This is a genomic window from Enterobacter sp. J49, assembly GCF_002148625.1.
Lineage (GTDB): Bacteria > Pseudomonadota > Gammaproteobacteria > Enterobacterales > Enterobacteriaceae > Enterobacter > Enterobacter ludwigii.
Genome location: NZ_MWPY01000031.1, coordinates 133,077 through 145,661, shown reverse-complemented (window position 1 = coordinate 145,661; position 12,585 = coordinate 133,077). Strand labels below are relative to the sequence as shown.

The 12,585-nt window shown below is 48.9% G+C and carries 9 protein-coding genes and 1 pseudogene; 8 read left to right on the top strand and 2 right to left on the bottom strand.

Going from position 1 to position 12,585, the window contains the following annotated elements:
• Positions 1–52: 52 nt before the first annotated feature.
• The 7 genes and pseudogenes from BJP35_RS12425 to BJP35_RS12395 all read left to right on the top strand — a co-directional run bounded on the left by BJP35_RS12425 (position 53) and on the right by BJP35_RS12395 (position 10,149).
• A complete protein-coding gene (locus BJP35_RS12425) occupies positions 53–337 on the top strand; it encodes a hypothetical protein (protein WP_256971757.1) in 285 nt (94 codons plus the stop codon).
• A gap of 647 nt (positions 338–984) precedes the next feature.
• Positions 985–1,464 (top strand): hypothetical protein, encoded by a 480-nt coding sequence (locus BJP35_RS24610; RefSeq protein ID WP_256971756.1) that lies wholly within the window; start codon positions 985–987, stop codon positions 1,462–1,464.
• A 704-nt stretch (positions 1,465–2,168) separates the two neighbouring features.
• The gene (locus BJP35_RS12415; RefSeq protein WP_086463238.1) at positions 2,169–6,020 is read left to right on the top strand and encodes a hypothetical protein; all 3,852 of its coding nucleotides are present in this window, start codon (positions 2,169–2,171) and stop codon (positions 6,018–6,020) included.
• A gap of 481 nt (positions 6,021–6,501) precedes the next feature.
• Positions 6,502–7,044, top strand: a complete 543-nt coding sequence (locus BJP35_RS12405) for a DUF2335 domain-containing protein (RefSeq protein WP_086463237.1) — start codon at positions 6,502–6,504, stop codon at positions 7,042–7,044.
• A gap of 501 nt (positions 7,045–7,545) precedes the next feature.
• Positions 7,546–7,926 (top strand): annotated as a pseudogene (locus tag BJP35_RS24605) (IS3 family transposase); the annotation flags it as partial.
• Positions 7,927–8,032: 106 nt separating this feature from the next.
• The gene (locus BJP35_RS12400) at positions 8,033–8,401 is read left to right on the top strand and encodes a hypothetical protein (protein WP_086463236.1); all 369 of its coding nucleotides are present in this window, start codon (positions 8,033–8,035) and stop codon (positions 8,399–8,401) included.
• Between the two features lie 812 nt (positions 8,402–9,213).
• Positions 9,214–10,149 carry an ATP-grasp fold amidoligase family protein gene (locus BJP35_RS12395; RefSeq protein WP_086463235.1) on the top strand — a complete coding sequence of 312 codons (936 nt, stop codon included), beginning with the start codon at positions 9,214–9,216 and terminating at the stop codon, positions 10,147–10,149.
• Here BJP35_RS12395 and BJP35_RS12390 read toward each other — a convergent pair.
• Positions 10,146–11,207, bottom strand: coding sequence for an ATP-binding protein (locus BJP35_RS12390; RefSeq protein ID WP_086463234.1), 1,062 nt, complete (start codon positions 11,205–11,207; stop codon positions 10,146–10,148). The two genes, BJP35_RS12395 and BJP35_RS12390, sit on opposite strands and share 4 nt — an antisense overlap.
• Entirely contained in the window at positions 11,204–11,908 is a 705-nt protein-coding gene (locus BJP35_RS12385) for a response regulator (RefSeq protein WP_086463233.1), read from the bottom strand. Before BJP35_RS12385 ends, BJP35_RS12390 begins: the two co-directional genes overlap by 4 nt.
• Positions 11,909–12,194: 286 nt before the next feature.
• Between BJP35_RS12385 and BJP35_RS24840 the strand changes: the two genes are divergently transcribed.
• Positions 12,195–12,581, top strand: coding sequence for a transporter (locus BJP35_RS24840; protein ID WP_373419692.1), 387 nt, complete (start codon positions 12,195–12,197; stop codon positions 12,579–12,581).
• Positions 12,582–12,585 lie beyond the last annotated feature (4 nt).

The window sequence follows — 12,585 nt, the reverse complement described above, 5'->3', positions numbered from 1 at the left end:
GTAAGTTCATCATCAAATCAAGTTGCCAGCCATGCAATAGAGAAAGTTGTCTATGCCCGTTTACCGGCCGGGTATCCGCAGTGAGGCTGAATGTGACGAGCTGGGGTTATGGCCACTCATCTACATCTGGAATGTGGATCGTAGTGCTGGCTCGTTCAGCCTTTCTGTTAACGGTAAAGCCATTGCCCACCTCCTGGAGCCTGCGTATGTTGAAATTCGTGATGAGGCGATGAAGGAGATCTCCGAGGCTTCAACGCGGTCCGTGCTGGCAACCATAGAGAAAACCGGCCTCATGCCCGATGTTTTGTTCGCGTATGACGCTGAGACCAAACAGTAGTGAGCTGCGCCGCACTTGGTAACACATCACGATGTAAGTAACGTCTGCATCCAGATAGATGGTGCCATCTCACGGAACCACGCTACACCTGGCGTAAGAAATCTTGCGGCAGGGATGTCCACGAAGTAAACCTGCTCAGAACCCCTGGAGAACAGTTCGCCCGTTTCAGGAAGCGGCTCGCTGAAACCGTGCCACAAAAGGTGGCATTTCGTATCGCTCCGGGCCGAAGTTCTGACGAGGATCACGTGTGAGGCTGGTGAAATTTGTTATCAGGAGGATGGTCTGTCTTTAGACGGGGGCTGGCCAGGGATTGCATCGCCAGTAGGTTATGATCCCCTGAGCTCGTATCCGACAGTGTTGTTGGATAACATTGCTGGCCGTGATGGGAGAATACTTGATCGGGCCATCCATGAGATTTTGTCTTATTGGCCATGGCAGGATTACTGAGGCGTCGATGTCATCACGTGTCAGGAGAAAGCGTTTATGCGTGACCGGACGCTTAAACGAGAAAAGCCACCCCGTAGGATGGCTTTTCCGGTACTAACTAAAACGCACGGGTCCGAAGAAATCCGCGCCTTGATGATCTTAATGTACCTACATCTGACAAAAGCGTCAACCTTATGCAGCAAAGCGTCGCGGAGGACGACATGCAACTGGAAGACTACATTTCATCCGAGCGTCTGAATAGTTATACGGACATTCTTAAGTTAAAGCCTGAAGAGGCGCTCGGCGGATATAACTGGAACAAGGCACTGTCAGCTGCGATGCAGCCGTTGCTCCACTGCCTTGAAGTCACGTTCCGAAATGCCATTGATTATGCCATCCGTCATAATCCGCCACCGGGAGCAACAGGCTTATGGCGAACGGATGCTTACTGGATCTATGACCTGCCTCGTCATATCGGAGACAAAACGTACATCCGACAGGGTAAGCGATTCAAAACGGACGGGCGGGGAAACCCCCGGACATTTCCCGACGGCAGCCCGATGTATCATTTCACCGCCTGGGAAGAGACCTGTGTACGCAAGGTCTCGAAGCGCATTATCGACGCTGGTAAACCGTTGACCCCTGAGCGCGTGATCTCCGGGCTGGAACTTCGGATTCTGGACAAATCTGCTTACGGCTGAATATGAAGAATCAAGGAAGCTCTCTCTGCTGTGGCCACACCTGACCTCAGATGTCTTTCCCTCACGTCCTGCACACGTAAAGCGCCATCATCTTGAGCAGAAGTTCAGTCGCATTCGTGACCTGCGAAACCGTCTGGCTCATCACGAGGCGGTATGGAAGTTTCAGGAGCGTAACGCCCGGGGAGCCCCCGATTACAGTCGTCCCGTTTATGGGCTGAACGCGTCGCTGCATCTTCTGCGCCGGGCCTGGGAAGATATTCTTGAGGCGCTTTACTGGATCAGTCCTTTGCGACACGCCGCTTTTCTGTCGGAAGGTCATCATGTGCGATTTGAAATGCTGGCAACGTTAGAGGGTCTGCAGTGTTACACCGGACGAGAGAACGTCACGGGTAACTTAAATATCCGGCCCAGCCGTGAAGCCAGGAAATTAATCCGGTCATTGCGTCAAGGAAAAACGTTGAGGATCACTGATCGCGACCGTCTGCTGGCTGTCATCGGCCCTGACTGGAGTCGTCTGGAAGAATAAATTGCACAAATCAGTGATGGCCTCCTGGAGCAATGCAAAAGGCACGGTATCCAAATCACAGAAGACTCGCGCCTGGCTTATGCTAACGGGCGGTTAGTCCGGGACAATCTGGTCCGGATTGCATAATATCCTGAACAACGGTTGTTAATAATTTTACTGTTTCTCAGGACGATGCGCTGTGGCGATCTTTGATATCGAAAAAGATGAATTACTCGGACTTTCGGATACGCTTCTCGAAGAGTTAATTGCTCGCCTTGCTGAAGCCGACGTGGCGGCCTGCGGTCACAGCCCTGCGCGGGTGCGCTGGTCAGGATCGATCAACGCACCTGATGGTGGAGTGGATGTGCACGTGCAGCTGCCGGTTGAACAATTCAGCTCCGGATATATAGAGCGACCGGATACCGTCTTCCAGGCCAAAAAGCATAAGATGCGAAGGGCAGATATTCTGCGAGAGATGGCACCTTCTGGCGTCCTTTCTCCCATGATATCCGAGCAGGCCGCAAAGGGGGGAAGCTATATCATTGTCAGTCTGGACGAGGACTGCTCCCCCTCCATGCTTGCCGAACGCGTCAGAGCGATGCAGGAGGCTGTCAGGCACGATCCCTGTCATGCAGATCTTCATCTGGCCTTCTATGATCGCGCTAAACTCGCGCAGTGGATACGTCAATATCCGTCGGTGATGCTCTGGGTGAACAGAATACTGGGGCGGGGATATTCCGGCTGGCAGCCTTATGGCGCATGGAGTTGCCCTCCTGAGGGGGCGGACGATACCCTGATTACCGCCTCCGGTATCACGATTTCACTTCCGTCTGAGCAAGGTCGCCCCCTGAGTATTCAGGATGCCATCGGGCCGATACGCCAGCTTATCCGGACTACCCGGAAAGCCGTGCGTATTACCGGCTTATCGGGCGTGGGTAAAACGAGGATCGTTCAGGCCTTGTTTGAGGGATCCATCGATACTGATGCCCTGGACCGCACCCTGGCGGTGTATGCCGATACCGGTGACGATCCGAATCCTTCGGCCGCAGCTATGCTGGAACGCCTCATCGCTGACCAGCGCAGCGCAATAATGGTTCTCGATAACTGCCCGCCTGAACTTCATGCCTCCCTCGCGGCAAAAGTCACCTCTCACGGAAGCAGGATCAAACTTATCACCGTTGAGTATGATATTCGGGAAGACAAACCCCAGACCACAGAAGTGATCCACATCGAGGCGGTAGGGCCGGACGTTGCGGAAAAACTTCTGCTGCGCCGTTTTCCCGGTATCGGACAGTTGAACGCCCGTCGGATCGCGCAGTTCTCTGACGGGAATGCCAGAGTCTCACTGGCTATCGCCGAGAGAGTGGAGGAGGGGGAGTCGCTGGCCGTTCTGTCTGATGCACAACTCTTCAACCGGCTTTTTGAACAGCGCCACGGGCCGGACGAGGGATTACGGGAGCAGGCTGAACTCCTTTCGCTGGTCTACTCATTTTCGAGTGACGTATCTGAAACAGGCAACAGTGAGCTGTGGATCCTGGGCTCGCTCGCGGGTTATTCACATCACCAGCTCTACCGGACACTCAACAAGCTGACCGATCGCCACATTCTTCAGGCCAGGTCGCACTGGCGAGCCATCTTACCCCATGCTATTGCGAACAGACTGGCTGCGTCCGCGCTGGACAGCTTTCCGGTCGCGTGTCTCAGGTCTGCCTTTGAAGCGCCGGGACGCGAGCGCCTGCTTATGTCCTTTGCTCACCGGCTGGGGCTTTTACACGATCATCCGGTGGCAAAGGCGATTTCTGCCGCGTGGCTTCAGTCGGAAGGGGTGTTGGGTAATCTGCTGGCCTTAGAGGATGAGCCGGTTCGTATGCTGGAGTACATTGCGCCGGTGGTGCCGGACGTTCTGCTTAACAGGATTGACGAGGTCCTCAGGAGCTCAGACTTTAAAAGCCGGGAAAGACGATACGATCCGCGCTGGAGCACTATCCTCAACCTTTTGCAGACCCTGGCCTGGGAGGCGTCATACTTTGACCGTTGCGCCAGCCTTCTTCTGCACATCGCCGATAACGAAACGGATAAACCTGGTCAGAAGAATGCACGGGAGATACTGACTCTGTTCTGTCAGCCCTACCTGTCGGGCACACACGCGTCTCTTGAACAGCGGATTACGCTTCTGGAAAAATGTCTCTCATCAGGTATGCCACAGCGTCGGGCGCTCGGACTGAGAATGCTTTCTGCCGGACTTAGCGGTTCGCCGTGGACAGGCTCGGAGATCTGTGAGTTTGGTGCCCGACCGAGGGATTACGGGGCAGAACCAGACTATGAGGCGTTGATGACGTGGCGACGTGCGTTCATTGCGATTGCCGTTCGCGCAGGAAACGACAGCGAGAGTCATCTTGCCAGCGGTGCACGGACTATTCTGGCAAATTCACTCAGCGGCCTGTGGAGCGACAGGAAGATGTGCTCCGTACTGGTTGATGCCGCCCGTACACTGCATGCCCGTCTTCCCTGGGGAGAGGGCTGGAAGGCGATTCGCACCCGACTGCACTTCCTGCGAAAGGATCCTCAGGTCTCGCCTTTGCTGCTGGACACGCTTGATGCACTTGAAAAGGAGCTCAGGCCGAATGATTTGCTTTCTGCCATCCGGCATTATGTCCTGAGCGAAGATCGATACAACTGGGTGCTTGATGACGACTTTTACCAGCATGGCCATGAACGATACGCTGAAGCCGAAGAGCGGCTGACGGCCAGAGCAGAGCAACTGGGGCGTGAGTTTGCCGCATCAAGGCTTTGTCTTTCTGATCTGAGACCCAATCTGTATTCTTCTGAGTGGATGCCTTACCGGCGCGCATTCGGGCAGGGGTTGGCTCAGGGCGCAGTGGATCATCGTGAGCACTGGCATTTGCTTTTAAGCGAGCTGGACCAGGACACTACTGAAAATAAGGATTTTTCGGTATTTCTGGGCTTTATCGACGGTGTGGATCGTAGTAATGAATCCCTGGCCCATGAGTTTCTGGATCAGTGCGCTGTGCATCCATCACTGAGTCGGGTCCTGGTTAAAATTCATCCTCAGCGCGATTTTACCGAAACGGATTTCAATCGATGCATGTCGCTTCTGGATAAACCGGATATCCGCCCGTTTATGTTTGACACCTTTTTGTGGGATAAAAAGTGCCGGCATCTTCCAGCTTCCCGGGTGCTCGAACTGGCCGAACGACTGTTAGCCCTGGAAAGCGGCGAGGAAGCGATCCTGAGCGGGCTCGGTATGAGGCTACATGGCAAAAAGACGTCAGAGGACATGCCTGGTCCCGAACTTCTTCACATCGGCCTCAGGGCGGCCATTCAGGTTTTACAAAGAGAGACTGACCTCCGGGGCAACCTCGTTGATGACTTTATGGAATCGGTCGTGGCGGCGGCACTGCAGTCAGATGATCACGACGGGCTTAAACATCAGTGGCTGGATGCTGTCTTCTCAGCGATTGATAGGCACTACGGCTATATGCATGACTATCGTAAAACCATAGAGACAACCGTGGAACTTATCCCTGAAGCGTTTCTCTCGCGTCTCTTTACCGGTTCTCAAGACCAAAGGGTTATGCGCTTGTTCTTTATGCGAGGAAGCCTTGGGGATACTCCGCTGCTTTCAGGTGTTGACATCGAAACCCTCATTAACTGGTGCTCCTACAGTGACGATCCGGGCGTGTGGGCATCTGTACCGCAGGGGTTCGAACTCTGGGTAAGTGTTTCAGACTCAGGCGGGACGGTCTTACATAAAAATGCAGTCAAGTTCCTTGAGGCGGCACCTGACCCTTCCGTGGTCCTGGAATCTTTTGCTGACTTAACGAGTCCGACAAGGAGTATTGGACGTACTGGCCATATTGCAAACATATTGCAGGTACGGGCTGACGCTTTCGGTGAACTCATCCACCACCAGCGGGCTGATATTTCAAAGGCTGCAAGAGACATCCATGAAAGCTTAATGCTTATGATAGAGCGTCAACGGGATCGGGAACAGCGGGAAGATCGTAAAGGCGAACAGCGATTTGAGTGAAGACTCGGTCCGTTGGCCCGAGAACCTGCATGATGGTCAGAGAGGGCATACGCATCCACTTTGAGTCACTTCTCGAAAACAATAAGGGAGTTGGCATGACCCTAAGGGTGTTAAGCCTTACACGGATACAATTATCAATAAGTATTTACACTCATTGTCGTTCAAAGCATTATACTGATGCTTGAAATTACCCTACGGGTAAGATGTTTAGTTGAGGTGCATATGAGCAGAAGATATAACAAAGAGCTGGCTTTAGAGTCAGGGAGCCCTTTGGGTATCGCTCCTCGCTCTGACTACTCCAGATTTGTCAAAAGAGACGCATCTACGGGCCGGTTTCTCGAACAAGACATGCGTGTCGTTGGCGATGATCTGCGCAGGTCTGCGACCACTGTTTATAAAAAATATGTTGTCAGAAATGGTAAACGGATAGATGCACCGCAAGGCACAGTGTTTGCGTTAACGCTACCACAGGAAGGTTTTGATGCAGCCGGAACACCAAAATCCAGTTCCACAGGCTTCGACAAATACGCAAGGCTATACCGGGAAACAAAACGATAGTCCTGAATTTGAAGAAGTAGAGGAAGATCTCAGTAAGGAGATTATCCAGCACCCGGATGCCTTTTCTCGTGTGCTGGACAGGCCTGAAATTCAGGAGATCGTTGTCGCGCATCATGCGTTTCAGGGGCCATTGCCACCTCCTTATCTTCTCAGGGGGTATCAGGATATCTTACCTGATGCCCCTGAACGTATATTCCAGTTGACCGAGAAGGAATTTTCCCACAGACAAAGAATGGAAGAAAAAGCCCTTGATGGTGCAATTAACAGAGACCAGCGAGGCCAGCGTTTCGGTCTTGGCGCTACCCTTTTCACAGTAGCATGCGCGACAGTATTAGGTCTGACAGGCCATGAGGTTCTCGCGGGTGCGGTTATTGGTACAGTAGTCGCTGTCGCATGTATTTTTGTTCTCAGGCAGAAGCCTGTCATCAAAAAGAAAACTGAAGACAAAGCGTCAGACGAAGAGTAACCCGCCCTTGGGCGGGTTTTTTGGATATACCCTGGCGATTCTTACAGTCTTAAAACATGTCGATGCAATCCAAAATATCGCTTCTTGCTTCGTCTCTTGTTACGTAGATCTCTTTCTTTCATCAAACTTTGTTTACACCGCACTGTTGCCCGCTATCCGTGAATCTTGCGATAGTCCTAAACGCAACTGGATCCCCGCCAGAAATGCTTGATAATCCCCGTCAGCTTCAACTCAGCATGTTATCGTCGTAAATGCGGCTGCTGAAATCAGACGTAAAACTCACCTGGCATCCGACAGAGCATGCCAGTAACAGGTATAGTCATTGATACAGGCATGCTACAGTCGGACAGCTTTGCGATGAACGCCATAATATGTCCCGTACATCAGTAACCCGCTTCAGCTCCTTTTAGAGTTGACGGACCCCAGCCTGAGTATCTGATTGTCTTTATTAGTTAAGGAGTCTGGCCCGTATTTCTTTATTCAGAGTAAAGGCTGTAGAGGCTAGTCGGCTGGCCGATGAAGCCCACGCTCACACGTGAACTGGCACTGGATGCGCTGATGATGGCGGTCTGGCGCGTAAACTGGACAGCGAGGTCATAGTACATCGAGCACGATAGCCAGTACGGCTGCGATGAATGGCAACGGTTCTGTCGGGCTAATAATCTGGTACCCAGCATGAGCCAGCGTGGCAACTGCTGGGATAATGCGACTACTGAATCGTTCTTAAGCTCACTAAAAAAAGAACGCATCATTAAGAGAATATAAAAAAATCCGAGATCTGGCCTGGGCGGATACTTCGATTACATTGACGAGTTCTACAACCTGTCGCGGCGCCGCAGTTATCTCGGCGGCGTAAGTCCGGAAGCCTTCGAACAGGCCACACCGTTAGGACAGGAATATTCTTCTGTCTTGGGATCAGTCCGATTTCATTTTTTATTTATACGGCTGGTATAATAAAAGCCACAAACAACATAGAGTGGAAAGTGATATGGGCATAATTGAAACTATATTTTCTTGGTTTAGCGAAATGGTAAATGCTTTTCGTGATTCATCTGCCTATCTAACATGGGCTTTTTTTTCTGTGATAGCTGTTTACATGACTTGGATAACCCTTGATGTGCAGCGAGAGAAACATCTGTCAAAAGGTTCTGCCAGAGCCCTGGCGTGGGGAATATCCTTCATTTTCTTAATTATATATGCAATCAATATAGTTGCTATTGCACACTCGTTCGAAAAGCCACTTGGAGACGCTGGGGCATCAATACTTATAATGGTGATCACATTGATGTTAGTCATCAACGTCTACCCCGTACTATCAGGTGTAGTGACTGGAATGAAAAATAATAAAGATAACTAATACTATATACATCTCTAGCCGATAAGCCTACAGGAACTGTGATTGTGGATTCTTGCGTATATCCGGTCGCTGGTAGAAACCCGGAAAATGACCTTGTTAACTGACGTGAGTGATTGATGCTTTTCTGTAGTGATGTGGTAATAAAAAGCAGGTCATGTTGTATAAGTTGTTTGGTTGTTGGCAAGGGAAGGGAAAAGCTTTCGCAGGAGATATGTCATTGATGTTTGCACTTGAGAATGTACGTCCGCTTTGTGCCAACGGCAGATGTACTAGCTCTACGCTGAGTCAGTTAACGGGGAGCAGGTCACAGGCCTCAGGAGCTGATTTGTAGGGTTTCACGAGGGATGTCGAGGATTACTTATCGGGATGGTAATGGCGAGCTTACCGATCAAACACCTTCGCCAGTTTCTGCTGCATCGGAAATCTGTCCGCGAAATGTCTCCAGCGGCTCTGTATGCCGGTTCATGTCAAATCGAAAACGGCGTGAAGGGTGGCCGAATTCAGATGCCGTCATTGGCAGATTAAAGTGGTTCATTGGACGAGAATAGATTCGCGGGATACTTACATTTCCACCGGCGTTACCTTCAGGTACAGCGGATTAGGTGTTGGCAAGGGAAGGGCAACACCTTCGCGTGAGATATGTCCTCGCTGTTTGCGTGTAAGAATTTGCGTATGCTTTGTGCCAGGAGCGGACAATAGTCCGGATTAATTTCTGTTAATAGTGAAGTATGCCGGTCCATATACTCTCCATAATTTGCTAAAAGTAAATCAATAATCCTCTGCCAGAATTGCCGTTCTGAACAGGAGGTGTTATGAATAACATAAATTATCAATTAAAATATATTGAGTATTTATTGAGAAAATGCAGAACAATTTTGACCAGTGATTCAGCATTTCATGCTGAAAGGCTAAGCAAAATTTCTGGAAAATATCCGGATTTACGTAACCCAGTAACGCTGAACGAGAAAATTTGCCATCGTATTTTATTTAGATGCAACCCATTTTATACAATGCTTGCTGATAAACTTCAGGTCAGGGAGTATGTTGAGAAACGGACAGGTTTAATTAAACTTATTCCTTTAGCTGGCATCTATACTAGCGTTGATGATATTGATTTCGACAAACTGCCCGCTAAATTTGTGCTAAAATGCAATCATGATAGTGGTAGCGCGGTCATATGCACAGACAGAACGGATTTTGATCTCGCCAGGGTTAAAAATAAATTAAAACTATCGCTTAAAAAGAACATGTATTATACAACCCGGGAGTGGCAGTATAAAAATATATCCCCTGTGATCCTCTGCGAAATGTATCTGGATCTGTTTTTCAATAAAAACCGGAACGTCACTCCGGAAATGTTAAGGATACATTGCTTTCACGGTATAGCATGTTTTATCGAGGCTGATTTTACTGATCGCGATGGAAATGGATTCATTAACGTCTATGACAGAGCGTGGAATTTGCAACCCTTTCAGATGGAATACCCAAATACGCCATCCCCGGTTGATGAACCCGAATCATTTCATAAATCCATCATTGCTGCTCAGGCGCTGGCAAAAGAAATTGACTACTGCCGGGTCGATCTTATGCTAAAAGGAGAAGATGTCTATTTCAGCGAAATAACATTAAGCCCCAAAAGAGGTAAACTTAAAATCACCCCAGCAAGTTGGGACGCCAAACTCGGCAGTATGTGGGACCTGTCGCCTGGTAACGCAGGCTCAATCGAGCCTGTATTCTCAAGCCCTTAAACAGGCCATGACAGTCTGAAAAGTGAGCCATTTTCGTGTGTCGCGCTATAGCTAACGTCTCCACCGTGGGCGCGCATAATGGCTTTTACTACCGACAACCCTAAACCACAGCCCTCTGGATTAATATTTTTGGCGTATTCTCCTCGCTGAAAAGGCTGGAATAAGGACTTCTGGAGTTCTTCAGGAATTCCGGGGCCTTTGTCCTGAACAATAATAAAATTATCATTTCCCGCAATGCCATTCTTTACTAAAAGCGTTTGTGATGTGGAATATTTTAAAGTATTGTCAAAAAGAACGGTCAGGCACTGGATAATACGTAAAGGATCGCAGATGCAACGCTGAGAGCCAAGTTCAGTCACAATGTTAAAGCGTTTTTTTTCAAAGTCAGGCAAGAAGGTATCAAGCGCACTGGCGATCGTTGTCGCAAGATCGACTTCACTGAGCATCAAGGAATATCCTGCCCCTCCTGAGGAGCTCACGACACGAAGGTCCTCGATTAAGTTAGTCAGACCTTCCGTTTGTTTAAGGAGGTTTCTGAACAGCGACGGTTCTGGTTCGAACACACCGTCGACCAGCCCCTGCAGCCTCCCCCGTAAAATAGTCACCGGTGTTCGGAGTTCATGCGCGATGGCAGCATTCCATAGATTTCTCTGAGCATCCAGCGTCTGCAATTTTTCCGCCATTTCATTAAAGTCATCAACGAGTTTATTTATCTCACCTAACTGCGAGCCCGGGCTAATTGCTCTCGCGCTCAGGTTTCCCTGTGAGATTTGTTTTAGGCTGTAGGCCACATCATTCAAGGGTTTTAATATTCTTGCCGACAGTTTTACGGTAAAAAAAAGTGAAACAACCAGACTGGTAATGGACGCGATCAAGATCCACATCCAGTCAAAGAAAGTCATATTATCTTCATTGCCTGCGGCCATTCCTCCTGGCAGATAGTCAATCAAGAAACTATAAAATAAGTATGAACCGAGTATGGCAATGGCAATAATTACAAAGGTTAACGACAACATATATGTCAATATCTGACGACTCAGGATCGTTTCTTTGTTCATTTTTTGTCACCCAACCGGTAGCCTAATCCTCGGATGCTTTCCGGAATGCCTTTCAGTCCGGCATGTTCAAGCTTTTTCCGGAGTTTGCTCATATGGCTGTCTACAGTGCGATCCAGCGAGTCTCCCTCAGGCATACACGCATCAAGTAACTCTTCACGCGAACAGACTTTTCTCGGGTTTCTTGCCAGATAGGTCAGAAGCTTAAACTCTGTGGTGGTAAGTGCTGGCGTGGAAACCTCACCTTGTGCAGTGATTTCAACGTAAAATTCATCGGGATAGATCGTTAAATAAGGCGTTCTTATAGGCCGTGAATGTGTCGCCTCTGCAACCGGTCTGGTTCTGCGAAGTACGGCTTCAACCCTGGCGATAACCTCTGATGGATTAAAAGGTTTTATCACATAGTCGTCGGCCCCGAGCCTGAGGCCCATCAGTTTATCCACGTCTTGATCCAGTGCTGTAACCATGATGACGGGAACATTAGTTTCCTTTCTTAACGTTGTGAGAACGTTCCAGCCATCGTATACGGGCAGGTGAATGTCCAGCAGCAGCAGGTCAGGCTTGTGTTGACGAGTAAGGTAGATTGCCTGCTCACCGTCTCCAGCTCTTAGGGTTTTCATGCCCGCCTTATGTAAATAGCCTGTCAGTATGGCAGCGATGTCATCATCGTCTTCTGCGACGATAATCAGGTTATTGTTGTTCATATTTTCTTCCCGGGTATTGATGACAGCATGTATTTTAGCGCAAAAAATGCCTTTTACCGTCATGAATAAAGGTTTTCACTCAATTATTAACATCATTTTTAGGTCGATTCGTTTTGACAGATACCGTTTTAAAAAGTTCAGAGAAATATTTCGGTGAAATTGACACAGCCAGCCCTCCATACTGTCTACACATTTCAGAAATAATCAACCAACATTGTTCAGTAAAAATCGTTCACCAGGAAAAGCTTAGTGCTGAAATTTAGGTTGCAGTGTAAGGAATGTAATCATGATAACTAAAGTTATCTTCCGACGTGAGAATTTTATTGCCTCACTGTTGTACTCCATAATCTCATCCGGACTGTTATATGCCTGGTTTTATCTTACGCAGACAGTTAATGAGAAAGTAGAGTCAACGTTACCGTACTCTACATTTTTCCGGGCACTGATAATCTTTGCGGCATTATCATTCTTCATTCAGAAAAGGCCCGGGGTGTTAAAAAATCTCATTGCCATAACATCTGGTTTAATCCTGGTTTTCATACATACCATCATTGTGTTACATCTGCTTTTTAACACTCTGCCGGATATTTATGATGCTGTTTTTTATTACGAGTGTTTTTTAGTGATCTTTTTTTGTGGGTTGCCAGTGTACTTAGGCTTTAGATTGATTTGATTCC